Raw genomic sequence first — 24071 nt, forward strand, 5'->3', positions numbered from 1 at the left:
AGTAAAGAAGAGTAGTAAGGAGTCTATATGCTGAGTCCATCGCAAGAGGAAGCAGTATGTCATGGTAGCGGTCCCTGTCTGACCCTGGCCGGTCCGGGCAGTGGCAAGACCTATGTGCTTACCAGACGTATCCAACATCTTATTACAAAAGGAGGCGTTCCACCGGAACAGATCCTTGTGATCACTTTTACCAAGGCCGCAGCACTGGAAATGAAGGAACGTTTCATAGGACTGATGGGGCAGGAGTACCCGGTCGTTTTTGGAACGTTCCATTCTGTTTTTTACGGCATGCTCAGGCAGGAACCGGGCTTTCGGACATATCGCCTGCTGGATCATAAGAGCAAGCAGGCAATCTTAAAAGAGACGGCTTATGTGGTGAAGATGTCCTGTGCAGAAGACGATCTTATGCATATGGAACAGGAGATCTCCTATATCAAAAATACCATGGTCGCTTTAGCCGAGTATGCATCACCCTATTTTCCCAATGAAAAGATCATAAAATTGTATGAACATTATGAAGCGAGAAAAGAGGTTTATCACCTTTTGGATTATGATGACCTTTTGGTAAAGACCAGAGAACTTCTTTACAAAGATCCATCTTTCCTTGCCAAATGGCAGAAGCGTTTTTCCTATCTTTTGCTGGATGAAGTGCAGGATATGAATGCCCTGCAATTTGAGATCATCCGTCTTTTAGCACTGCCGGACAATAACCTTTTTGCTGTCGGGGATGATGACCAGTCCATTTATGGATTTCGCGGTGCCAGACCGGATCTCATGTTTTCTTTTGAAAACTATTATCCGGGGGTAAAGATCTTACAATTACGGGATAATTACCGGTGCAAAGCCCGAATCTTACAGGCATCCCTTGCCCTGATCTCCCACAATGAAATTCGTTTTACAAAAGAGATCCTGGGACAGAAGGAGGGGAAGGGCAATTTAGAGGTCGTGTCGCTTGCGGATAAAAAGGCGGAGACCGCATACCTGGTGCAAATACTAAAGCAGCAGAGAACAGGAGGGAAAAACTGGGAAGATATGGCGGTCTTATATCGCAATCACGCCCAGATTGGATCCGTCATCGAGGCATTGCAGGATGAAAAGATTCCTTTTTATGTCAAGGATGCTGTGCCAAATCCCTACAAGCACTTTGTTATGTTAGACCTGATCGCCTATCTGCGTTTGGGCTCCCCGCTTTTGCACCGCCCGGATCTGTTCCGCATCATGAATCGGCCGGATCGTTTTTTACAGCGGGCAAGTGTGACGCGGGAATGGACGACCTTTGAGGCATGGAAGCATTTTTATCAGGATCAGCCCGGAATGCAGAGGACAATAGAAAAACTGGAAGGGGACATCAACTTCCTGCGCAGCCTGTCCGGTCCGGCGGCGATCACCTTCATCTGCAAAAGGCTGGGCTATGAGGCTTTTCTTAAAAAGCAGGCGAGGGATGATGCGGAATACCAAAAGTGGCAGGAGAGCATTGGACTATTAAAAGAGACAGCAAAAAATGCGAAAACGACCGGGCAGATCATAGAGCAGTGGGAGATAGAAAGAGACGCCATAGACCGCATCAATCAGGAGAAATCTCTGGATAAAGAGGGAAAGGTAGGACTATACACCCTGCACGGAGCCAAGGGCTTAGAGTTTGATACAGTTTTTATTTTAGATTGCAACGAGACCATCCTGCCGTCCAAAAAGGCGGATAGCAGGGAAAAGATCGAGGAGGAGCGCAGACTTTTTTATGTGGGGGTGACCCGGGCAAAAGAAAACCTCTATCTGCTTGCCATCCGGCAGGAACAGGCAAAAAAATGCACCCTTCCCGTTTCCTAAAGGAAATAGAAAAGGTGCAGACATAACTTAGTCCATGTCGTCAAATTCAGCCTCATCTAAGAGTTCGTCGAAGCGTTCTTCCACAGCCTCGTACTCCTCATCAGATTGGATATTTTCTAAGTCAGGTGTACCATCTTCTGCTTCGTGATAACGATAGATATAAACAGTATCGTCTGTGACTTCCTTGCCGTTTTCCTCATAAGGAAGAAGGGCGATGTAATCCTGATCCTTGACATCAAAGATGGTCAGGATCTCACAGGTCACCTCAGAACCGTCATCCATTTCGATGGTCACTACCACATCATCATCATTTTCATCTACCGGAAAAACTTCGTCTTTTGCCATAACCGTCTCCTTTTCTTGTTTTTTGTATGATATCTTATAGAAACAAACAAGATTATACGAAAGGATTTGGAAAAAAGCAACATTTCAAGTATAATGAATAGAGATTTTTGAGAGTTTTAAGCAAGCGTAAGAAGGGGCATATGAAAATAAGAATCGGAGATTTTGAAAGTTATGGTACAAAAGAAACAGCAGACGGCATGATGTTTACCTTTTTTGTAAGAGAGGACCAGCCTTGCGCCATCTGTTTGTATGACCGTAGATCCAAGAAACTGATCCAAACAATAGATTTGTCCGAGGCATATCGGATCGGCCAGGTCTATTCGGTAGAGATCTTGGGTAAGCATTGGGAACGCTGCTGTTATCGGATCCGGTGTGGGGAGCACTTTTTTGTTGATGCCTATGCCAGAAGCATTGTAGGGCGTGAAAAGTGGAAGGATGCATCGCGCATCGGAGCAGATGACGGTCTATATGGCGGCTTTGTATCCGGTGGGCAGGAGATTGCAGCACCCCGGCATTTTATTGAGGCGGGGGATATGGTCATGTATAAGTTACATATGCGTGGCTTTACCATGCAGCATGGCTATAAGGCATCCGAAAAGGGCAATGATGCCGGACTGATCGCCGGACTTCCTTATCTGCAGAGACTTGGAGTGACATCCATAGAATTTCAGCCCATCTACGAATTTGAAGAAGTCTTTTGTGAAAAGAAAACGCTTCTGGACGAAAAGGGAATCAGCCACACCCGGTGGCAGACATTGGATAAGACCAATTACTGGGGCTATGGCAATGCTTATTATTTTGCACCAAAGGCATCCTATTTTGGCGGCCGACATGCCGTAGAGCGGTGCCGGGTTATGATCCAAAGGATCCACGAAGCGGGCATGGAAGTGATTCTGGAAATGGCATTTGCATCAGAGGTTTCCCAGGACATGATGCTGGATTGTCTCTGGTATTGGGTAAGATATTATGGCGCGGATGGTTTCCACCTGCTGGGCTGTAATATCCCGATCAAGCGGATCGCAGGATCCTATCGTTTCCGTCATACCAAGATCTTTTGCGAAAACCTGCCGGAGGAGATCTTGCTGGAACAAAAAGGGAAAAAACACATCTTTTTGTATAAAGATGATTTTCAATATGTAGGCCGTCAATTACAAAATCACATGCAGGGGTCTATGGTGCAGTTTACCAATTATTTGCGCAGACAGAATGTCTCCTATGGATTTGTCAATTATATGGCGAATACGACAGGTTTTACCCTGCTGGATTCCTACAGTTATGGGGAAAAGCACAACCGGGACAACGGCGAGGAAAACCGAGACGGCAACAATTTTAATTGTAGTTTTAATTACGGCGCAGAGGGTGCGACCAAGAACAAACAGATCCAGAAGATGCGCTTCCAACAGGTCAAAAACGGATTATGTATGACCTTTTTATCACAGGCAGTACCGCTTCTTGTGGGCGGGGATGAGTGCCTCAATTCCCAGGAGGGCAATAACAATCCTTATTGTCAGGACAATCGCATTGGCTGGGTACAGTATCAGAACCGGTCTTCGGATGCCAAGGCGTTAGGCATTTTTGTAAAAAATCTGATCGCTTTCCGAAAAGAACACCGCGTGCTGCGACAGGAAAATGCCATGTGTTTTAACGATTACAAGCATCTGGGCATGCCGGATCTGTCTTATCATGGTGCAGAACCATGGCTCATGCAGGTCGGGGATGAGCAAAAAGCCATTGGCATCCTTTATGCCGGAGCCTATGCAGGGGAAGCAGAAGATGTCTATGTGGCATATAATTTTCATTATGAAAGGGCAAGGATCGCCTTGCCGCGTCTGTCGCAGGAAAAACGCTGGATGCAGGTCATGAATACGGCTGATCATATAGGGCAGACCTTTGAGCCGGTCGCTTTAGAGGAGCAGGGACATGTGGAGGTGGCACCGCAATCCATCAGTATTTTGATTTCTTGCGCGGAGCAGGGAAAGGAGTATAATGAAAGCGTTAGAGCACTTTAAGACGATCACCCATCACAGACATCTGGTCATGGGCTATTGTTTTAAATTAGGTTTATATAAACAGGGACTTTTGCATGATCTGTCCAAGTATGCCCCGGTCGAGTTTTTAGTCGGCTGCCGCTACTATCAGGCGACCGCAGTCCCAACAATGCGGAGCGGGAAGCCACAGGCGTATCGATGGCATGGCTGCATCACAAAGGACGCAACAAACATCATTTTGAATACTGGATCGACTATAGCCTAAATCCCGGGGAAGGCATGGTCGGTATGGAAATGCCGACACAGTATGTCGTTGAGATGTTTGTCGACCGGATTGCTGCCAGCCGCAATTATATGAAAGATGCCTATACGGATGCCAGTGCACTGGAGTATTATAAGAAGGGATGCCATAAATACATCATGCATCCAAAGACAGCGGAATTATTGGAAAAACTGCTTGTCATGCTAGCAGAAAAGGGCGAGGAAGAAACATTTTCTTATGTGAGATATCAAGTTTTGCATAATGCATAGATTTTATAGAAAAGAGAGGAAGGACAAAATGGAAAAAGAGAAAAAGGTATTATACAGTGGAATGCAGGCAACAGGAACTTTGACTTTGGGCAACTACTTGGGAGCACTCAAGAACTGGGTCAGCCTTTGCGATGATTACGAATGTTTTTATGGTGTCATGGATCTGCATTCTTTGACGGTACGTCAGAATCCGACAGAATTTCGTCAGAATGCCAGAAAATTATATGCCCTCTATGTGGCAGCCGGTCTTGATCCGGAGAAGAACTGCATCTATTATCAGTCCCATGTGCCGGCACATGCACAGTTGGCATGGGTTCTGGACTGCTTTACCTATATGGGCGAGTTGAACCGTATGACCCAGTTTAAGGATAAGGCAGCCAAACATGCGGACAACATCAATGCCGGACTTTATACCTATCCGGTACTGATGGCAGCAGATATCCTTTTGTATCAGGCAGATGTTGTACCAGTCGGTGTTGATCAGAAACAGCATCTGGAAATCACCAGGGATATTGCAGAACGTTTCAATAATTTATATGGTGAGGTATTTACCATTCCTGAGGCATATTTTGGAAAGAACAGTGCCAAGGTCATGAGTTTGCAGGATCCGACCAAGAAGATGTCAAAGTCCGATGAAAATGTCAATGCGACTATTTTGCTTTTGGACGACAAGGACACCATTATCCGAAAGTTCAAACGTGCCGTGACTGATTCAGAGGCAGAAGTCCGCTATGGAGAGGACAAGCCGGGCATCAGCAACCTGATGGAGATCTACGGCTGCATTACCGGAAAGACCGATGACGAGATCAGTGCAGAATTTTCCGGAAAAGGTTATGGAGACTTCAAACTGGCAGTCGGTGAGACGGTTGCAGATGAATTGGCACCACTGCAAAAGCGTTATGAGGAACTCTTAAAGGATAAGGCTTACATTGACGGCTGTATCAAGGAAAATGATGCGAAAGCAGCATATTTTGCCAATAAGACCTTGCGCAAGGTGCATAAAAAGATTGGCTTAACCGGATTGATCCGCTAAATTTTGGAGTGGAAAGGCACTTGCAGGGGGATGCGTACATACAATATAAAAAATGATTTTCTGAGGCGACATGAAAACATTTTTATCCCCCCTGAGCACAGAAGAGGAAGCAAAACTTTTGCGACAGATGGCGGATGGAGATCTGACGGCAAAGTCCAGTCTGATTGAGCACAATATGCGTTTGGTCGCACATGTCGCTAAGAAATACTATGGTTCGGGCGAAGATCCCGAGGATCTGGTATCCATTGGGACGATCGGACTGTTGAAAGCAGTCGATACCTACGATGGGACCAAGGGATACAAACTGGTCACCTATGCAGCAAGGTGCATCGATAATGAGTTGCTGATGTATTTCCGCGGGCGTAAGAAACAGGCAAAGGATGTTTCCCTCTTTGAACCGATCGGAAGCGATAAGGAAGGCAACCAGATCAGTTTGTATGATGTCTTGGAGCAGGAGCCTATGGATATCGCAGCCATGATGGATCAGCAAAATGATCTGCTTCGCCTGCGTGACATCCTGCCACAGGTCTTAAACGCCAGAGAACAGGAGATCATCTGCAAGCGCTATGGCATTGGCAGACTAAGCGCGGCGACGCAAAAAGAGATCGCTGGACAGTTAGGGATTTCCCGTTCTTATGTATCGAGGATAGAAAAAAGAGCCTTGGAAAAATTACGCGGGGCTCTTTTGAAAAAATCATAATTATTTCTTGAAAAAGGTGAAATTTATGTTATGATAATTTCATCTTTTTTCGTTATACCGTGATTCGCGGTGCTTTTCCAAGTGAGAAGAATACAAAGGGAGGAGTCTATGTATAGTGTAGTTCATACGGCTGTTTTGTCCGGCATTGATGCCTGTCTGGTGTCAGTGGAGGCGGATATCAGCAATGGTATGCCCATGTTTGAAATGGTGGGGCTTTTAGCGTCAGAAGTTCGTGAGTCCAAGGAGAGGGTGCGCACCGCCCTGAAAAATTGTCAATACGAACTGCCCATTAAGCGGATCACGGTCAACCTGGCACCGGCAAATATAAGAAAGTCTGGATCCGGATTTGATCTGCCGGTTGCCGTTGCGGTGCTGGCTGCCATGGAGGTATTTCCGACGGACATATTAGAGGATATGTTTTTTGCGGGGGAGATCTCCTTGGAAGGGAGGATCATTGGGATAAATGGAGTTCTTCCCATGGTCATCTGTGCCAAGGAGGCAGGCTTAAAGACCTGTATCGTTGCCAAAGAAAATGTCAAGGAGGCATCCTTGGTGCCGGGCATACGGGTGATTGGTCTGTCCCATTTGCAGGAGGTATTAGCCTATCTGCGTGGGGATGCAGAGGTTAGCGTAGATAAGGAAGAAAATAAGGAAGAGATCAAGAAAGAGACTATGGAAAAGGCCTATGATTTTGCCCGGATCCATGGGCAGAGACTCTTAAAAAGAGCCTGCGAGGTTGCCATTTCCGGTATGCACAATATGCTTATGGTAGGACCGCCGGGGGCAGGCAAGACCATGATCGCCAAATGCATCCCGACCATCCTGCCGCCCATGAGTCAGGAAGAACAATTAGAAGTATCCAAGATCTACAGTGTGTGTGGTGCCCTAAAGGGGATGGATCAGTTGATACAAAAACGCCCTTTCCGCAGTCCCCATCATACGATCACGGAACAGGGGCTGATCGGTGGCGGCAGTATGGTGCATCCGGGGGAGATCTCTTTAGCGCATGGCGGTGTCCTTTTTTTAGATGAATTAACAGAGTTTAAAAAGAGTACGCTGGAAGTCCTGCGTCAGCCGCTGGAGGACAAGCAGGTATGTGTGGCGCGCGTCAGCGGAAATTATTGCTTTCCAGCGGATTTTGTCCTTGTGGCAGCCATGAACCCCTGCAACTGCGGTTATTATCCGGATCTGGCAAAATGTCATTGCTCCAGACAATCTTTGTTGCGCTACCATAGCAAACTCAGCCAGCCCCTCTTAGACCGCATCGATTTGTGCGTGGAGGCGGCGGGCGTCGGTTTCATGATCTGCAAAAAAGCGATCATAGTGAGGAGTCTTCCGCTGCCATACGCCAGAGGGTCTGTCGGATCCATGCCTTACAAAGAGAACGTTTTGCAGGGACAGCAATCCGTTTCAACAGCCAAATCCCGGCAGAAAAGATGGAGGAGTATTGTGCACTGGGCACGGAGGAGGAAGCCTATATGGAACTTGTCTTTGAGCAGTTGGCATTAACGGCAAGAACCTATCACAAACTTCTGCGTGTCGCAAGGACTATAGCGGATATGGAGGGCAGTGAGAAGATCACGGTCAGCCATTTGCAGGAGGCGGTCTGTTATCGTGGAATTCAAAAGAATTATTGGGAGAGTGGGATATGAAATATAAATATTGGTGGATGTGTCTGCAGGGCTTGAGCAACCGGACAAAGCGCAACCTATTAGAAAGATACAAGAGTGCACATGCCATATATGATCTGTCCGAAAAATGCCTGCGCCAGGACGGACTTTTAGACGCCAGGCAGGCGGACATCTTTTTAAGGGAAAGGAAAAAGGCAGATCTTGACACGGCATATCAGACATTTTTACAGACAGGGGCATCTTTTGTGACACTTGAGGACACGGAATATCCCTACTATTTAAAAGAGGTCTTTGATGCGCCCTATGGCATGTATGTCAAGGGACAGATCCCGCAGACAAAAAAGATCGTTGCCATCGTCGGTGCCAGACGTTGTAGTGCCTATGGCAAAAAGATGGCGCAGGAACTGGCGTATCTTTTGGGAAAGCAGGGCTATGTGGTGATCAGCGGTATGGCAAGAGGGATTGATGCCTATGCCCATGAGGCTGTCTGCAGGCGGGACAAAAGACCATGGCGGTCTTCGGCTGTGGCGTGGATGTGTGTTATCCGACAGAAAACAGAAGCCTGTATGGACGCATCATGGAAAACGGCTGCCTTTTGTCGGAATATGCCATGGGCAGCCAGCCGATCGCCAAGCAGTTCCCGCCGCGCAACCGCCTGATCAGTGGAATCGCAAAATATGTGGTCGTTGTAGAGGCAAAGGAAAAGAGCGGGTCTTTGATCACGACGGATTTTGCCTTGGAACAGGGCAAGGATATCTATGTGATCCCCGGGCGGATCACGGATGCCATGAGTGCTGGATGCAACCGTCTGATCGCACAGGGAGCGGGGATCATCACCTCGCTGAGTGGCTTTATTGAGGAAATCGAGGAGTCACATTTTAGCGATCTGACCTGTGGCAATGCCTTTGAGGCAAATGAAATTATCCTTGAAAAAGATGAATTGTTGGTGTATAGTTGCTTTGATTTCTATCCCAAAAGCATTGAGACGGTGCTTGCGGAGAGTGGATTGGAACTCCTGTATCTATTGTCTGTCATCATGCGCTTGTGTGACAAGAAGATGTTACAGGAATGTTTTAAGAATCAATACGTCCGCTTACGATAGCGGATTACATATAAGGAGAGAGTAATGGCAAAATATCTTGTGATCGTGGAATCACCGGCAAAAGTAAAAACCATCAAGAAATTTCTGGGGAAAAATTATGAGGTCATGGCATCCAATGGACATGTCAGAGATCTTCCAAAGTCACAACTGGGCTTTGACCCGTCCAATGACTATGAACCAAAATACATCACGATCCGAGGAAAAGGGGAACTTTTAGCAGGACTTAGAAAAGAAGCAAAAAAAGCAGACCGCATCTATCTGGCAACTGACCCGGACCGCGAGGGAGAAGCCATTTCTTGGCACTTGACAAAAGCCTTGAAATTAGAGGGCAAAGATGTAGAGCGTATCACCTTTAATGAGATCACAAAGACGGCGGTCAAAAATTCTTTGAAGAATCCGCGTCAGATCGATATGAATCTGGTGGATGCACAGCAGGCAAGAAGAATGTTAGACCGTATGGTGGGCTACAAGATCAGTCCCCTGCTTTGGGCAAAGGTCAAAAGAGGGCTTTCAGCCGGACGTGTGCAGTCGGTAGCACTGCGTATTATCTGTGACCGTGAGGCGGAGATCGAGGCATTTATCCCACAGGAGTATTATACCTTAGATGTCGTTTTGGATAATCTGGATGCCAAGAAGCAATTTGTGGCAAAGTTCTATGGCGACAAGAATGGCAAACTGGATATCGGCGACAAGGCGTCCTTAGACAAGATCATGGACCAACTGCAGTCGGCAAGTTACCGGGTAGAGTCTGTAAAGACGGGCAAGCGAGAGAAAAAGGCACCTCTGCCATTTACGACCTCTACCTTACAGCAGGAGGCTTCCAAGGCATTGAACTTTTCTATCCAGAAGACCATGCGCATCGCCCAGCAGTTATACGAAGGTGTGGACGTCAAGGGCAACGGCACAGTTGGTCTGATCACCTATCTGCGTACGGATTCCACCCGTGTATCGGATGAGGCAAAGAGCGCAGCAGTTGACTTTATCTCACAGAATTATGGAGAGGATTATTTGCAGGAAGGGGCTGCCAAGGCAAAGGCAAACGGGACAAAAGTACAGGATGCCCATGAGGCGATCCGTCCTTCCGATATCACAAGACTGCCGTCCGAGATCAAGGACTCCTTATCCAGAGACCAGTTCCGTCTCTACCAGTTGATCTGGAAGCGTTTTGTGGCAAGCCAGATGAGCAGTGCTGCCTATGAGACTGTCAATGTAAAGATCGCAGCAGGCGATTATCGTTTTACCGTAGCAGATTCCAAGCGCGTTTTTGACGGCTTTATGTTAGTATATACGGCTTCCGATGAGGAGAAGGACGACAAGAAACTCAGTGCGCACGGATTACATGAAGATACAAAATTGGGATTTTCGTCCTTTGAAGAAAAGCAGCATTTTACCCAGCCGGCACCACATTTTACAGAGGCATCGCTGGTGCACACCTTAGAGGAACTTGGCATTGGACGACCAAGTACTTATTCGCCGATCATTTCGACCCTTTTGAAGCGTCGCTATATCACAAAGGAAGCAAAGAATATCTTTGTGACAGAACTTGGTGAAGTGGTCAACGGCATTATGAAAGAATCTTTCCCGTCCATCGTGGATGAACACTTTACCGCCAATATGGAAGGACTTTTGGATGAGGTAGAAGAGGGAACTGTCAACTGGAAGTCAGTCATCAGCAACTTCTATCCGGATCTGGAGGAAGCTGTTGAGATCGCGGAAAGCCAGTTACAAAAGGTCAAGATCGAGGATGAAGTAACGGATGTTGTCTGCGAGGAATGTGGCAGAAATATGGTTGTAAAATACGGACCGCATGGCAAGTTCTTAGCCTGCCCGGGATTCCCGGATTGCCGCAATACCAAGCCGTATCTGGAAAAGATCGGTGTGGCATGTCCGAAGTGTGGCAAAGACATCGTTATGAAAAAGTCCAAAAAGGGAAGAAGATTTTACGGATGTGAGGACAATCCAAACTGTGATTTCATGTCATGGGCACGTCCGGTGGCAAAGCCATGTCCGGAGTGCGGTTCCTATATGGTACGCAAGGGCAGCAAACTCGTATGTGCCAATGAGGAATGTCGGCATGTCGAGACAGCGGATAAAGACGAGGCTTAATTTAAAATATTCTCTCGTGTGACACAATTCGTATAAGTATATGGAGTTTTCAGAATACTCTTGTAATTGTTATGCTATTGTGCTAAAATCTCTTTAGTTATTAGGAAATGTAGTATGTTGCGCGAGGAGGAAGAACATGAGCGTTCAATTATTAGATAAGACGAGGAAGATCGGCAAATTATTGCATAACAACAATTCCTCAAAAGTAGTATTTAACGATATCTGTCAGGTCCTGACCGAGATTCTGGATTCCTGTATCCTGGTTATCAGTAAAAAGGGCAAGGTCTTAGGTGTCAGCCACAGCAAGTCTACACCGGACATCACCGAACTCATTGTTGATGAGGTAGGCGGTTTTATTGATCCGATGTTGAACGAGCGTCTGCTTGGCATCTTATCCACCAAGGAGAATGTCAACTTACAGACTCTGGGCTTTGAGGGGGCAGATATCAATCGTTATTCTGCCATCATCGCACCGCTGGATATTGCGGGTGAGCGATTGGGAACACTTTTTGTATATCGTTATGACAAGCCATATGATATCGACGATATCATTTTATGCGAGTATGGAACGACCGTTGTCGGACTGGAAATGATGCGGTCTGTCAATGAAGAGAATGCAGAGGAGAACCGCAAGATACAGATCGTGAAGTCAGCGATCAGTACGCTTTCATTTTCCGAATTGGAAGCCATCATTCATATCTTTGATGAACTGGAGGGAGAGGAAGGAATCCTGGTAGCCTCCAAGATTGCAGATCGTGTAGGAATCACAAGATCAGTGATTGTCAATGCACTCCGCAAGTTTGAGAGCGCCGGCGTGATCGAATCCCGGTCATCCGGTATGAAGGGAACCTACATCAAGGTATTAAATGATGCTGTGTTTGATGAGTTGGACAAGGTCAGACGCAATAGTTAAACTGCATAGAGCAAGGATGGATGATAGTAAAAGGGACTTATGGACGACCGTAGGTTCCTTTTCTTTTTTTACAAATACTTGTGTCGCCCTTTAGAAAATGACACAATATCATGTAAAAAACACTTGTGTTTTCATAGATATAATTTATAATATAATAAGATTAGGCTAAGTATGTACCAAAAGGAGGTAGGAGCATGATCAATTCAAATGCCTTTAGTTATATCAATGTGCTAGATCGGGCAGCAGATGCCAGTTGGACGCGCGAGACGGTGATCGGCAACAATATCGCTAATGTTGACACGCCCGGCTACAAGAGACAGGATGTTGCATTTGAAGATGTCTTAAAGAGAGAACTCAAAAGTTCTAAGTATGATACCCTGCAAAAAGCCGTGGACAATGTGTCCTTAAACAAGTTGGAAGGCAGGACTTATACTGATTATGCGTCTTATTCCTACCGCTTGGATGGCAACAATGTAGATATTGATACAGAAAATGTGGAACTGGCATCGGAACAGTTACGCTATCAGACATTGACGTCTGCGGTCAGCAATGAATTTACCCGCATGAACACGGCAATGCAGACACCATAAGGAGGTAGACCATGGGATTATTTCAATCATTTGACATCTGCGCATCCGGCATGAGCGCACAGCGTTTCCGTATGGATACGATCGCAGAGAATATCGCAAATGTAAATACAACAAGGACCGAGGACGGGACGCCTTACAGGCGTAAGATCGTCACTTTTCAGGAAAAGGAGATCACACCGTCGTTTTCAGATATCTTATCTGATACCAAGAAGTTTCAGGGCAATGGTGTCAAGGTCGCTTCCGTGACAGAGGATTATGAGACTGATTTTACCATGGAGTATGATCCGTCCCATCCGGATGCGGATGAGAATGGCTATGTCTCTTATCCAAATGTCAATACGGTAACCGAGATGACCAATCTGATCGACAGCAGCCGCGCCTATGAGGCAAACACGACCGCTTTTAATGCCATGAAGTCTATGGTACAGGCGGGACTTAACATCGGTCAGTCATAATGCATTAGGAGAAAACAATGGACGTTACATCAGCAGCAGCCTTAAACGGGCTTTACAAGACAACCAACAATCAATCTTCGGTCCGGCAGGCAAACCAGACTTCGGCTACGGACGGCAGTTTTGACACTATTTTGAGCAATGCCATGAAAATGGTGGATGATACCAACAGTCTGCAGAACAATGCCTCTGCTGAGGCGGTATCCTTTGCTTTGGGAGAATCGGACAATGTGCACGATCTTTTGATCGCAGAGCGGAAGGCGAATCTGGCACTGCAATATACAGTTGCGGTCCGTAACCAGTTCATTTCCGGTTACAATACGATTATGAATATGCAGATCTAAAGAATAGAAGGAAGTAAGTCATGCCTGAGAGAATACAACAGATATTAAATCGAATAGTGGAGTGGTGGAAGAATTTTAGCACCAGACAAAAGGTGCTGATTATCAGTATCGCGGCTGTCGTTGCCGTGGCATTTTCCATCTTGGGATTTGTCATGACAAGACCGACCATGGTCAATCTGATCACTTGTGATTCGGCAAAACAGGCATCTTCTGTCAAGGATCTTTTAGACAGTAACAGTATCACTTATGAAGTTTCGGATGACGGTCTTACCTACACGGTCAAGCAGGAAGACCGTGCCAATGCGACCATCCTCCTGGGAAGCAATGACATCCCATCGGACGGCTACAGCATCAGTGATGCCATCGATGGAAGTTTTAGTACGACTGAGGCGGACAAGAACAAAAAGTACCAGTTATATTTAGAGGAAAAGATGGCGGATGATCTGGAGACCATTTCCAATGTATCCAAGGCATATGTGACCTTGTCCCTGCCATCAGATGACGGCACCATCCTTTCCAAGGATGAGGAGGCATACGCCAGCATCAATCTGCAACTGAGTGATGATATGAGCGAGGAGCAGGCGGCAGGTATCGCCCGTTATGTGGCAACGGCTTTGGGCAACAAGTCGACTGAAAATATCGAGATCATTGATGGAGACGGCAATACGCTTTTCTCCGGCGGAGATGAATCCTCGACTGCGGGAAAGGCATCTTCCAATCTGACAGTCCAGCAAAAGGCAGAAGCCAATGTGACAAGTGCGGTCAAGAGCGTTATCTTGGGTACCAATGTCTATGACAATGTAGAAGTGGGTATGAATCTGGATATGAATTTCGATCAGCAAAAGGTTGAGGACTATCATTACTATGTTGACGACGGACAGACACAGGGCTATCTGGACAGCCGTACCGAGTCTACTTCCGAATCGACCTCGGGTGCCGGCGGTACACCGGGTACCGATACCAATGATGATGATACGACCTATGTCTTGGAAGACGGTACGATCACTTCCTCTACGACTTCGGACATTACAGAGGACTATCTGCCGAGCGAGACGATCACGACAACGGAAAAGGCAGTCGGAACGATCGATCTGGACAATTCTTCCCTGACCGTTGTTGCAACCAACCGGGTGATCTACAACGAGGACAAGTTAAAGGCAGACGGAACGCTTGATAATATGACCTTCGATGAATTTGTGGCACAGAATTCTGACCGTGTAAAGACGGATGTGGATCAGGATTTTTATGATATGGTATCCAAAGCGACCGGTATCTCTACCGACAATATTTCCATTGTTGCCTATGAGATCCCGATGTTCCAGTATTCTGAGGGCAGTGGCAGAGACTGGACGGATTATTTACAGATCATCTTGGCAGTGCTGATCTTTGCAATGCTTGCTTTTGTGGTATTCAGAAGTATGCGCCCACAGCAGGAAGAAGACCTTGCCGAGGAAGTTACCGTGGAATCTTTATTGGAGGCACAGGAAGACCAGTTGGATGATATCGGTTTCAATGAAAAGTCTGAGGCGAGAGTTCTGATAGAAAAATTTGTAGATGAAAATCCGGAGGCGGTAGCTCCTTGCTCCGCAACTGGTTAAATGATGATTGGGGTTAATTATGGCAAATGAAGAATTATCCGGTGTGCAAAAAGCGGCAATCTTATTGATCACATTAGGACCAGAAAAATCTGCGGACATTTTTAAACATTTAAAAGAAGATGAAATCGAAGAACTTACCTTAGAGATCGCCAATACACAGAGTGTATCTCCAAAATTAAAAGAGGACGTGATCAACGAATTTTATCAGGTCTGTCTGGCACAGCAGTATATCGCAGAAGGTGGTATCGGTTATGCCAAAGAACTTTTGGAGAAGGCACTGGGTGCGGATGAGGCAACACGTGTCATCACCAAGTTGACGGCTTCTTTGCAGGTAAGACCGTTTGAGTTTATACGAAAGACAGAGCCTTCACAGGTGCTCAACTTTATCCAGGATGAACATCCACAGACCATAGCCATGATCTTATCTTACCTGTCACCGGGACAGGCATCCATGATCTTGGGTGCTTTGGATCCGGACAAGCAGGCAGATGTGGCAAAACGTATTGCGACCATGGATCGTACTTCACCGGAAGTCATCAAGGAGGTGGAGCGCGTCTTGGAGCGAAAGTTATCATCCTCATCAATCAGGATTACACGATCGCGGGTGGCGTGGATGCCATCGTAGCAATCTTAAATACCGTAGACCGTGGTACAGAAAAGCGTATCATGGAGTCCCTCGAGATCGAAGAACCGGAACTTGCCGACGAGATCCGCAAGAAGATGTTTGTATTCGAAGATATCCTGCTTCTGGACGACAGAGCCATTCAGCGTGTTATGCGTGATGTGGATAACAGTGATCTGAGTGTTGCCCTAAAGGGTGCCAACGAAGAAGTGCAGGCTGCAATCTTCAAGAATATGTCTTCACGTATGGCTACCATGATCAAGGAAGATATGGAATTCATGGGTCCTGTCCGTATGAAGGATGTCGAGGAAGCACAGCAGAAGATCGTTGGTATTATCCGCAAGTTAGAGGATTCTGCTGAGATCGTAATCTCCAGAGGTGGAGGTGACGAACTCGTTGTCTAATATATTATATCGTGTGCAGATGGCACCACAGGAAGAACAAAAGACCTGCGTCATCGACTCCAATGAACTGGTCGGAGAAAAGATCGAGGAGAGACGACGCGAAGAAAAAAAACGTCAGATGCAGGCACTGAATTCTGAAGATGCCTTTGTACCTATGGACGGGGAGTCACTGGATGAAGATACAGAATGTCTTGGCCAGCAGATGCCGGGGGAGGCCGAGGAAGCGGAGCCGGAGATAGACTATGTCGCACAGGCAAAAGAAGAGGCGGATGCCATTCTTTCTGAGGCGAGAGAGCAGGCAGATGCTATCCTGGCAGAGGCAGGAGAACAGGCAGATGCCATGCGGTCCCATGCCGAAGCCGAAGGACAAAAAGAGGGCTATGAGCAGGGCATACAGGAAGCCGCTGCCAGACAACGGGAATTAGAAAGCCGGATGCAGGCAGAAAAAGAGCAGTTGCAGGCGGACTACGACCAGAAACAAAAGAACATGGAGCACGAGTTGGTGGATGTGGTCTGTGATGTGGTAGAAAAAGTTTTTCTGGTGCAGTTTGGAGATAAAAAAGAGATCATCTGGCATGCCGTCGATCAGGCACTTGCCAACATAGAAGGCAGTAAGGAGTTTATGATCCGTGTCGGCGAAGCCAATCTGGAATTTTTACGTGCGCATAAAGAGGAGTTACAGGCAAAAGTAGGGCAGGACATGACTTTAGATATTGTCTTAGATCCGCTTTTGGATGAGACACAATGCATGATCGAGACCGATGGTGGACTTTTTGATTGTGGCATGGATACCCAGATGCGCAATCTGATCAAGGATATAAAATCCCTTAGTTAATGGAGATATAAGGTGGAAATTGATCGTAACAAATATTTAGCACTTACAAATGAAACATATTTTGACTGTCTGGGCCGCGTCACGAAAGTGGTGGGGCTCACAATTGAGTCTGTCGGACCGGATGCTAAGTTGAACGATCTATGCCGTATTTTTGTAGGAGGCGACCGTTCGCAGGCTGTCATGGCACAGGTGGTTGGATTTCGTGATAAGCATCTGCTTCTGACACCCTTTGACAGTGTCGATGGCATCGGTATTGGTGCGGTTGTTGAAAATACCAAGGCACCGCTTTCCATTCCGGTCGGGGACGAACTTCTAGGGCACACCCTAGACGGCATCGGACGACCGACGGATGCAGAGGACCTCTATCTGCCCCAGCATTATCCGGTCGACGCAACGCCGCCGGAGCCTATGAACCGTGAGATCATTTCACAGGTATTGCCGCTGGGCGTAAAGGCAGTGGACGGACTGATCACGGTCGGCAAAGGACAGAGAATCGGTATCTTTGCAGGATCCGGTGTTGGAAAATCTACCTGATGGGTATGTTTGCACGAAACACCAAGGCAGATATCAATGTGATCGCCCTGATCGGCGAGCGTGGCCGTGAGGTACGTGAGTTCATCGAGAGGGACTTGGGATCGGAAGGCATGAAGCGCAGTGTCGTTGTGGTGGCGACATCAGACAAACCGGCGTCCATCCGTAAATGTGCGGCAAAGACGGCAACAGCGATCGCAGAATATTTCCGCGACCAGGGCAAGGATGTCCTTTTGATGATGGATTCGCTGACCCGTTTTTCCATGGCGCAAAGAGAAATCGGTCTTGCGGCAGGAGAACCGCCGGTAACAAGAGGTTATCCGCCGAGCGTTTATTCGGAGATGCCAAAACTCTTAGAGCGTGCCGGCAATTCCGATAAGGGATCGATCACCGGTCTTTATACGGTGCTTGTTGACGGCGATGATTTCAATGAACCGATTACGGATACGGCGCGTGGTATTTTGGACGGACATATTGTCCTTTCCAGAAAACTGGCACAGAAAAACCATTATCCGGCGATCGATGTCTTAGCAAGCATTTCCCGTGTCATGAGTTCGATTGCGACCAAGGAACATAAGACCATGGCGGGCAAATTAAAGAATGTCATGGCAACCTATCAGGAAGCGGAAGATCTGATTAATATCGGGGCTTACAAGGCAGGATCCAACAACAATATCGATTATGCGATCGAAAAGATAGATCAGGTCAATGCTTTCCTTTGCCAGAGTACAGAGGATAAGTTTGATTTTGACGAGGTAGTTGGCGCACTGGAGCAGATGTTCGGCGAGAGTGCATAGATATAGGAAGTGACGGCAGATGGCAAAATTCAGATATCGCATGCAGAATATTCTGGAAATCAAAGAAAAGATGGAAGAACAGGAAAAAGTGGCTTACGGTATCGCCAATGCAAGGCTTTTGGAGGAACAGGAAAAACTGCAAAAACTTTTTGTCCGCAAAGCCGGTTATGAAGCCAGATTAAAAGAACTAACAAGTGCAAAACTTGACATCGTAGAGATCCAGACCTGTAAGCGGGCAAGCGATTCCGTTAAATCCATGATCCGCGACCAGATGATCGCGGTACACACGGCACAGCGAAATCTGGAGATGGCAAGAAAGCGTTTGAATGAGGTCATGAAAGAGAGAAAGACCCATGAAAACCTCAAGGAAAAAGCATTTGAAGCCTTCAAAGAAGAATTGGCGGCAGAAGAAGGCAAGATGACGGATGAACTGGTAAGTTACACCTATCACAGCAAAGAAGAACAGGAGTAAAAGAATGGCAGACGAAAAGGAAGACAAGAAGGCAAAGAGACAGGCGGTAAAGGAAGCAAAGCGCGCCCGTAAGAAAGAAAAGAAAGAAGAAAACGGCGAAGAGGAAGAAGAAACCTTAGGCGGCAAAGTCCTGATCGGCGTTGTGGCTGTCTTTATCGTATTATTGTGGCTTTTGATCTTGGGATTGCTGGTAAAGATGGATGTCGGCGGTTTTGGCTCGACCGTCTTATATCCGGTTCTAAAGGATGTACCTGTGATCAATAAGATCCTGCCGGATGTGCAGGAATATGCAAAAGAGGACGAAGCCTATGCCTATGATTCTGTTGAGGATGCGGTAAAGCGCATCAAGGAACTGGAAAAGGAACTGGCGGATGTCAAGGCAAGCAAGGATGACTCGGATGCCCATGTGGCAGATTTAGAGGCGCAGTCACAGGAACTGCAGAACTATAAAGAAAACGAAGCCGCTTTTGAAGAAGAAAAAGAAAAATTCTATCAAGAGGTTGTTTTTTCGGACAATGCACCCGATATAAGTGCATATAAGGAATATTATGAGAGTATCGAGCCGGAAAAGGCAGAAGAGATATACAAGCAGGTGTAGAACAGTTGCAGGAAGATGAACAGATCAAGTCTTATGCATCGACGTATTCTTCCATGAAAGCCAAACAGGCAGCTGCTATTTTGATACAATGACAGATGATCTGCCATTGGTAGGCAAGATACTTTGGGCTATGGATGCCCAATCCAGAGGTGATATTCTGGGAGCCATGAATGCGGATACGGCTGCGGCTGTGACCAAGTTGATGGAGCCTTAAGAATATATAGTCTCATCTTATGAGACAGGTACATTGATAACTGCATATGGAAGGAGGAAGATGCCATGACAAGCACAGGAATAGCAAATATCCTGATGCCGACGGCTACGGTGGCAAATGCCAAGCAGACGAGTGCAAAAGACGCATCCGGTGGAGATTTCCGGCAGATGATGCAGATGCAAAAAAGTTCTGCAATAGCACCACAGGTAGTACAAAGTGCAGACAATGCCGGTAAGATTGAACGTGCTCCGCAGATGGAGAACAAGCGGTCTGATGTATCACTTGCAAAGCAGGATGATAAAGGCATGGCCCAGACAAAGGACGTCAAAGACAAGACCGATGCTTTTGCAAAGGATGTCAAAGATGCTATCAAGGACGAATTGGATGTGACAGATGAGCAGATTGAAAAAGCCATGGAAGATCTGGGATTACAATTTCTTGATCTGACAGATCAGTCGAATCTGGCAGCATTGGTAACAAAGTTGTCCGGCAGTGAGGATTCCGCAAGTCTTCTTGTAAGCGATGCTTTCCCACAGATCGTTTTAAAAGTGAATGATCTGGCTGGTGGACTGCAGGAAGATCTTGGAATATCTATGGAAGACTTACAGCAGATGGCAGAACTGGTAACGACCGATGTGGAGGAAGCAGGAACGACAGACAATCTGCATGAACCTGCCAAGGCAACAGAGGGGACAGAAGAAACCATGCAAAAGACAGAGGACGTCAAAGATACGGTGGTAGCCGAAGAGGCGACCGAGCAGGTAGAGATCCCGACAGAGGAAACGATCGAACCGACTAAGACGGACGAGACAGACGAACTTGTAACAGCAGGTTCCAAGGATGTGACGACCGAAAAGCAGACCGATCAGGGGCAGGAAGATGCCACAGATCAGGACACAGATGCTTTTTTAAAACAGCAGACAAAAACTGAGATCCATCCGACCCAGGATCTGACACCGATGCAGGCAGAAAGTCCGATTACGGAATTTGCCTCGCACATGGAACCGACCGTAGAACTGCCTACAGGAGAAAGCGTTTCCGTTCAGTCCATCATCGACCAGATCGTTGAGGCAAGCCGCACAACGATGGATGGCGATAAGACGACGGTTGAGATGCTTTTGCACCCGGAGGGGCTGGGAAAGGTCTTGATGGAAGTGACCGAGGAAAATGGTCAGGTCAGGGCTCATATCTACACACAGAATGAGCAGGTCAAGGAAGCCTTGGAAAATCAGATGTTCCAGTTAAAAGAGCAGATGAACCAGTCACAGACCAAGGTACAGTCTGTAGAGATTTCCGTGGGAACCCATGAATTTGAGAGAAATCTGGAAGCCGGTCAGCAGAATCAGGAACAGGGACAGGAAGGACAGAATCAACGTCCGAAAAAGATGAGAAACCTGAATATGAATGATCTGGATGATCTACAGGGACTCATGACACAAGAGGAAGAATTAGTAACAAAGATGATGCGGGATCAGGGTAACACCGTCAATTACACCGCATAGGAATATGAGAAAGGAGGAGATTTATGGCACTTGTACAGGAGATTAAAGATGGTAAAGTGGTCGATAGCAGCGCAAGTCAGTCAAAAAAGACAGACACGGACAGCAAGTCCAACACCTATGACAAGGAGATGTTTTTAAAGTTACTGGTTGCTGAAATGCAGTATCAGGATCCACTGGAACCGACAAGTAATACAGAGTATGTATCCGAACTTGCATCTTTTTCACAGATCGAAGCCGTACAGTCCGTACAGAGTCAGATGTCTACGATCGAGGCAAACTCACTGGTCGGAAAGTATGTTATCTTACTGGATGACGATCAGTACATTTCCGGAAAAGTAGATTATGTGATGACGGAAGACAATAAGATGTTCTTATCTGTGAACAACAAATTATACAGTATCGATAAACTGGATAGTGTTTGCGATGACGATTATTATGAAGGCGTGCTCAGTGCACAGACTTTTGCCGATATGATCAAGAAACTGCCGACGGTCTACACACTTACGACAGCGGATGAGGACAAGATCAAGGAAGCAAGACAGTTCTATGATGCAATGACAGATTCACAGAAATCATTTGTTTCTGCTGACACGGTCAAGTCACTGGAGAAACTGGAAGAACGTTTACGGGCACTCAAAGATGCAGAAGCAGAAGTCGGTAAGGACAGTACAGATGATACGACCACATCCGATGATACAACTACTGCAACAGAGTAAGGAGCGTGATGCAAATGAATCCGATCAACAATTCCTTTACCTCGATCGAGCAGGTCACCGGTCAGTATCTCAAGACGCAGGATAATAAGACAAAAGAAAAGACCACAGGACTTTCCTTTGAAGATGTCTTACGACAGCAGATGGGTGGCACGGCAGAGTCGACATCAGAACTCAAGTTTTCCAAGCATGCCAATATGCGCCTAGAACAAAGAGATATCGCTTTATCCGCAGACCAGAGCCAGCGCTTGGAAGCAGGAGTGGCAAAAGCCAGTGAAAAAGGAATAAAAGAATCCTTGGTTATCGTTGATTCTTTGGCATTTATTGTAAATGTCCCGAATCAGACAGTAGTAACCGCAATGGATCAGACAGAGTCTGACGAAAATGTATTTACAAATATAGACGGAGCTGTAATTATTTAGCCGGACCTTATGGAGGCTAATGCCGTTGACTGACAGATACGGCAACACAGCAATTTAGGAGGTCATTTATTATGATGAGAGCAATGTATTCTGGTGTATCAGGATTAAAAACACACCAGACAAAGATGGATGTTATTGGTAACAACATCTCAAACGTCAACACAGTTGGCTTTAAAGCGTCATCTACGACGTTTGCTGATATTATGTATCAGACAACATCAGGGGCTACGGCAGCCACAGCAACAACGGGTGGAAAAAATGCCATGCAGATAGGTCTTGGTGTATCAACAGCAGCAACAAAGGTCAGCATCACTTCTCCCGGTGCAGCACAATCCACAGGCGATGCCCTGGATATCCGCCTGACCAACGGAAGTTCTACCAATTTCTTTATCGTAAATAATGGAACAGAAAATCTTTTTACAAGAGCAGGATCTTTCTACTTAGATGGTGCGGGAAACCTTGCAATGACATCTACAGGTTATACTGTCATGGGATGGCAGGTTGATCCTTTGACAGGGGATATCCGCAAGGATACTGTATCTGCCTTCGTATCATGCAGGCAGATAATATGACAAGCGCACCTGAGGCAACAACAAAGGCAAACGTTTCCGGATTGATCGATAAGAACGATACCAACGTGACCAGCGATGCAGGTTATGTCCGTACCTTATCTTTCTTTGATAATCTGGGATATTCTTATACTGCAAAATTTGCATACAAGGCAGTTGATACGGATGCCGGTACATATTCCGTGGAACTGACCAATATTTATGACAGTGATAACAATGATATCCTTGCTGAGTGGCTGGATAAGCAGGGGCTGGACGCAGCCGGCAGTGATGCCCTTGACCAGATCTTCGGTAACGACACCACAGCGGTAAAATCCTTCTCCGTAAGCAAGAATTATACCTTGGACAACTCTACCAATCCGGCAAGCATTACCTATACGGAAAATGGTACGACCTATACCATGGTCACAGGTGCAGACGGCGCACCGGTCACCGTAGGCGGTGAACTGGGCTACAACTTTACGGATGGCGCCGGCAACCAGACCTTCCGTTCCATTGCAGATATCTATGGTATCGATGCAGATACGGCAGCGTCCGGAACACTGGCAGTAGATACGACAACCGGTATGTTGAACCTGACCTATGATACGACAAATTATACTTTGCAGTTTAATACCAGCGACGGGACTTTCCGTTTTATCGATTCCGCAGGAACGGCATCTGTTTCATTAAATATGTCACTTCTGGGTGATAACTTTGAGGATATTTCCATTGACTTCAGCCATCTTTTAAACCAGAATCATGGTGGAAGTTCTACAGCAGAGTTTGAAAAAGGCGCTGCAGAAAAGGCAACCGACGGAACCGGAAAGAAACTCGGACAGTTAACAGGAGTATCAATTGATGGAACCGGAAAGATTTATGGTTCTTATGATAACGGTAATACTGTTCTTTTGGGACAGATTCCGGTAGCGCAGTTTGCAAATGCATCTGGTCTGGAAAGTCTTGGTAATAACTGTTATGGAACAACATTAAACTCCGGTGATTTCGATGGTATTGGTGTTGAGGTTACAGCAGATGGCGGCAGCATGACAACAGGACAGCTGGAAATGTCTAATGTTGATCTTTCTGAGCAGTTTACAGATATGATTACGACACAGAGAGGTTTCCAGGCAAATTCACGAATTATTACAACTTCGGATACATTGCTGGAAGAACTGGTTAATCTGAAACGATAATGTATAAAAAATAGCCTGCTATAAAGTGGGCTTTTTTTTATTTAAATTTTCGCAATTTGT

Annotated in this window: 21 protein-coding genes and 5 pseudogenes; 25 read left to right on the forward strand and 1 reads right to left on the reverse strand. The window is 46.5% G+C overall.

Going from position 1 to position 24071, the window contains the following annotated elements:
• Window positions 1-27: 27 nt before the first annotated feature.
• Window positions 28-1824: an ATP-dependent helicase gene (locus DW996_RS01930; protein WP_118534712.1), complete on the forward strand. Its 1797-nt coding sequence runs from the start codon at window positions 28-30 to the stop codon at window positions 1822-1824.
• Between the two features lie 27 nt (window positions 1825-1851).
• Here DW996_RS01930 and DW996_RS01935 read toward each other — a convergent pair whose 3' ends face one another.
• Window positions 1852-2169, reverse strand: a complete 318-nt coding sequence (locus DW996_RS01935) for a DUF1292 domain-containing protein (protein WP_118534713.1) — start codon at window positions 2167-2169, stop codon at window positions 1852-1854.
• Between the two features lie 140 nt (window positions 2170-2309).
• Here DW996_RS01935 and DW996_RS01940 point away from each other — a divergent pair, with 140 nt between their 5' ends.
• The 24 genes and pseudogenes from DW996_RS01940 (at window position 2310) to DW996_RS13555 (ending at window position 24011) form a co-directional block, all read left to right on the forward strand.
• Complete coding sequence (locus tag DW996_RS01940) at window positions 2310-4178, forward strand: alpha-amylase family glycosyl hydrolase (RefSeq protein WP_118534714.1); 1869 nt, start codon at window positions 2310-2312, stop codon at window positions 4176-4178.
• Window positions 4156-4688 (forward strand): annotated as a pseudogene (locus DW996_RS01945) (DUF5662 family protein). The gene DW996_RS01940 and the pseudogene DW996_RS01945 overlap by 23 nt, the downstream one beginning before the upstream one ends.
• Window positions 4689-4716: 28 nt before the next feature.
• On the forward strand, window positions 4717-5721 hold the full coding sequence (trpS, locus tag DW996_RS01950) for a tryptophan--tRNA ligase (RefSeq protein ID WP_118534715.1): 1005 nt from the start codon (window positions 4717-4719) through the stop codon (window positions 5719-5721).
• A 70-nt stretch (window positions 5722-5791) separates the two neighbouring features.
• The gene (sigK, locus tag DW996_RS01955; protein ID WP_118534716.1) at window positions 5792-6421 is read left to right on the forward strand and encodes an RNA polymerase sporulation sigma factor SigK; all 630 of its coding nucleotides are present in this window, start codon (window positions 5792-5794) and stop codon (window positions 6419-6421) included.
• Window positions 6422-6529: 108 nt separating this feature from the next.
• Window positions 6530-7645 (forward strand): annotated as a pseudogene (locus tag DW996_RS01960) (YifB family Mg chelatase-like AAA ATPase); the annotation flags it as partial.
• Between the two features lie 47 nt (window positions 7646-7692).
• On the forward strand, window positions 7693-8073 hold the full coding sequence (locus tag DW996_RS13825) for a hypothetical protein (RefSeq protein WP_330428707.1): 381 nt from the start codon (window positions 7693-7695) through the stop codon (window positions 8071-8073).
• A gap of 17 nt (window positions 8074-8090) precedes the next feature.
• Window positions 8091-9154 (forward strand): annotated as a pseudogene (dprA, locus tag DW996_RS13155) (DNA-processing protein DprA).
• 24 nt (window positions 9155-9178) lie between these two features.
• The gene (gene topA, locus DW996_RS01975; RefSeq protein WP_118534719.1) at window positions 9179-11260 is read left to right on the forward strand and encodes a type I DNA topoisomerase; all 2082 of its coding nucleotides are present in this window, start codon (window positions 9179-9181) and stop codon (window positions 11258-11260) included.
• Between the two features lie 136 nt (window positions 11261-11396).
• Window positions 11397-12173, forward strand: coding sequence for a GTP-sensing pleiotropic transcriptional regulator CodY (gene codY / locus DW996_RS01980; protein ID WP_118281060.1), 777 nt, complete (start codon window positions 11397-11399; stop codon window positions 12171-12173).
• Between the two features lie 194 nt (window positions 12174-12367).
• The gene (gene flgB, locus DW996_RS01985) at window positions 12368-12763 is read left to right on the forward strand and encodes a flagellar basal body rod protein FlgB (RefSeq protein ID WP_118281061.1); all 396 of its coding nucleotides are present in this window, start codon (window positions 12368-12370) and stop codon (window positions 12761-12763) included.
• Window positions 12764-12774: 11 nt separating this feature from the next.
• The gene (gene flgC / locus DW996_RS01990) at window positions 12775-13218 is read left to right on the forward strand and encodes a flagellar basal body rod protein FlgC (protein ID WP_118281062.1); all 444 of its coding nucleotides are present in this window, start codon (window positions 12775-12777) and stop codon (window positions 13216-13218) included.
• A 17-nt stretch (window positions 13219-13235) separates the two neighbouring features.
• On the forward strand, window positions 13236-13559 hold the full coding sequence (gene fliE / locus DW996_RS01995) for a flagellar hook-basal body complex protein FliE (RefSeq protein WP_118281063.1): 324 nt from the start codon (window positions 13236-13238) through the stop codon (window positions 13557-13559).
• Window positions 13560-13579: 20 nt separating this feature from the next.
• Window positions 13580-15157: a flagellar M-ring protein FliF C-terminal domain-containing protein gene (locus tag DW996_RS02000; RefSeq protein ID WP_243098634.1), complete on the forward strand. Its 1578-nt coding sequence runs from the start codon at window positions 13580-13582 to the stop codon at window positions 15155-15157.
• Window positions 15158-15176: 19 nt separating this feature from the next.
• Window positions 15177-16183: pseudogene (gene fliG / locus DW996_RS14715) on the forward strand (flagellar motor switch protein FliG).
• Window positions 16176-17018 carry a FliH/SctL family protein gene (locus DW996_RS02010; RefSeq protein WP_243098635.1) on the forward strand — a complete coding sequence of 281 codons (843 nt, stop codon included), beginning with the start codon at window positions 16176-16178 and terminating at the stop codon, window positions 17016-17018. The pseudogene fliG and the gene DW996_RS02010 overlap by 8 nt, the downstream one beginning before the upstream one ends.
• 18 nt (window positions 17019-17036) lie before the next feature.
• Window positions 17037-18346 (forward strand): annotated as a pseudogene (gene fliI / locus DW996_RS02015) (flagellar protein export ATPase FliI).
• Window positions 18347-18365: 19 nt separating this feature from the next.
• Window positions 18366-18818: a flagellar export protein FliJ gene (gene fliJ, locus DW996_RS02020; RefSeq protein ID WP_118281067.1), complete on the forward strand. Its 453-nt coding sequence runs from the start codon at window positions 18366-18368 to the stop codon at window positions 18816-18818.
• Between the two features lie 4 nt (window positions 18819-18822).
• Window positions 18823-19416, forward strand: a complete 594-nt coding sequence (locus DW996_RS02025; RefSeq protein WP_243098636.1) for a hypothetical protein — start codon at window positions 18823-18825, stop codon at window positions 19414-19416.
• An 88-nt stretch (window positions 19417-19504) separates the two neighbouring features.
• Entirely contained in the window at window positions 19505-19630 is a 126-nt protein-coding gene (locus tag DW996_RS13550) for a hypothetical protein (protein ID WP_279220139.1), read from the forward strand.
• A gap of 65 nt (window positions 19631-19695) precedes the next feature.
• Window positions 19696-21132, forward strand: coding sequence for a flagellar hook-length control protein FliK (locus tag DW996_RS02030; protein WP_118534720.1), 1437 nt, complete (start codon window positions 19696-19698; stop codon window positions 21130-21132).
• Between the two features lie 23 nt (window positions 21133-21155).
• Window positions 21156-21848 carry a flagellar hook assembly protein FlgD gene (locus tag DW996_RS02035; protein WP_118534721.1) on the forward strand — a complete coding sequence of 231 codons (693 nt, stop codon included), beginning with the start codon at window positions 21156-21158 and terminating at the stop codon, window positions 21846-21848.
• Window positions 21849-21862: 14 nt separating this feature from the next.
• Window positions 21863-22267, forward strand: a complete 405-nt coding sequence (locus DW996_RS02040; RefSeq protein WP_118281071.1) for a TIGR02530 family flagellar biosynthesis protein — start codon at window positions 21863-21865, stop codon at window positions 22265-22267.
• A 71-nt stretch (window positions 22268-22338) separates the two neighbouring features.
• Window positions 22339-22839: a flagellar hook-basal body complex protein gene (locus DW996_RS12955; RefSeq protein ID WP_158575160.1), complete on the forward strand. Its 501-nt coding sequence runs from the start codon at window positions 22339-22341 to the stop codon at window positions 22837-22839.
• Window positions 22836-24011 (forward strand): flagellar hook-basal body complex protein, encoded by a 1176-nt coding sequence (locus DW996_RS13555; protein ID WP_279220140.1) that lies wholly within the window; start codon window positions 22836-22838, stop codon window positions 24009-24011. Before DW996_RS12955 ends, DW996_RS13555 begins: the two co-directional genes overlap by 4 nt.
• Window positions 24012-24071 lie beyond the last annotated feature (60 nt).

It is taken from the genome of Roseburia sp. AM51-8, assembly GCF_003478275.1.
Taxonomy (GTDB): domain Bacteria; phylum Bacillota; class Clostridia; order Lachnospirales; family Lachnospiraceae; genus Pararoseburia; species Pararoseburia lenta.

Excerpts from the sequence above, each read along its gene's own strand:
- DW996_RS01930 (WP_118534712.1), top strand. The coding sequence starts at position 28 with ATGCTGAGTCCATCGCAAGAGGAAGCAGTATGTCATGGTAGCGGTCCC.
- DW996_RS01935 (WP_118534713.1), bottom strand. The coding sequence starts at position 2,169 with ATGGCAAAAGACGAAGTTTTTCCGGTAGATGAAAATGATGATGATGTG.
- DW996_RS01940 (WP_118534714.1), top strand. The coding sequence starts at position 2,310 with ATGAAAATAAGAATCGGAGATTTTGAAAGTTATGGTACAAAAGAAACA.
- trpS (WP_118534715.1), top strand. The coding sequence starts at position 4,717 with ATGGAAAAAGAGAAAAAGGTATTATACAGTGGAATGCAGGCAACAGGA.
- sigK (WP_118534716.1), top strand. The coding sequence starts at position 5,792 with ATGAAAACATTTTTATCCCCCCTGAGCACAGAAGAGGAAGCAAAACTT.
- topA (WP_118534719.1), top strand. The coding sequence starts at position 9,179 with ATGGCAAAATATCTTGTGATCGTGGAATCACCGGCAAAAGTAAAAACC.
- codY (WP_118281060.1), top strand. The coding sequence starts at position 11,397 with ATGAGCGTTCAATTATTAGATAAGACGAGGAAGATCGGCAAATTATTG.
- flgB (WP_118281061.1), top strand. The coding sequence starts at position 12,368 with ATGATCAATTCAAATGCCTTTAGTTATATCAATGTGCTAGATCGGGCA.
- flgC (WP_118281062.1), top strand. The coding sequence starts at position 12,775 with ATGGGATTATTTCAATCATTTGACATCTGCGCATCCGGCATGAGCGCA.
- fliE (WP_118281063.1), top strand. The coding sequence starts at position 13,236 with ATGGACGTTACATCAGCAGCAGCCTTAAACGGGCTTTACAAGACAACC.
- DW996_RS02000 (WP_243098634.1), top strand. The coding sequence starts at position 13,580 with ATGCCTGAGAGAATACAACAGATATTAAATCGAATAGTGGAGTGGTGG.
- fliJ (WP_118281067.1), top strand. The coding sequence starts at position 18,366 with ATGGCAAAATTCAGATATCGCATGCAGAATATTCTGGAAATCAAAGAA.
- DW996_RS02025 (WP_243098636.1), top strand. The coding sequence starts at position 18,823 with ATGGCAGACGAAAAGGAAGACAAGAAGGCAAAGAGACAGGCGGTAAAG.
- DW996_RS13550 (WP_279220139.1), top strand. The coding sequence starts at position 19,505 with ATGACAGATGATCTGCCATTGGTAGGCAAGATACTTTGGGCTATGGAT.
- DW996_RS02030 (WP_118534720.1), top strand. The coding sequence starts at position 19,696 with ATGACAAGCACAGGAATAGCAAATATCCTGATGCCGACGGCTACGGTG.
- DW996_RS02035 (WP_118534721.1), top strand. The coding sequence starts at position 21,156 with ATGGCACTTGTACAGGAGATTAAAGATGGTAAAGTGGTCGATAGCAGC.
- DW996_RS02040 (WP_118281071.1), top strand. The coding sequence starts at position 21,863 with ATGAATCCGATCAACAATTCCTTTACCTCGATCGAGCAGGTCACCGGT.
- DW996_RS12955 (WP_158575160.1), top strand. The coding sequence starts at position 22,339 with ATGATGAGAGCAATGTATTCTGGTGTATCAGGATTAAAAACACACCAG.
- DW996_RS13555 (WP_279220140.1), top strand. The coding sequence starts at position 22,836 with ATGACAAGCGCACCTGAGGCAACAACAAAGGCAAACGTTTCCGGATTG.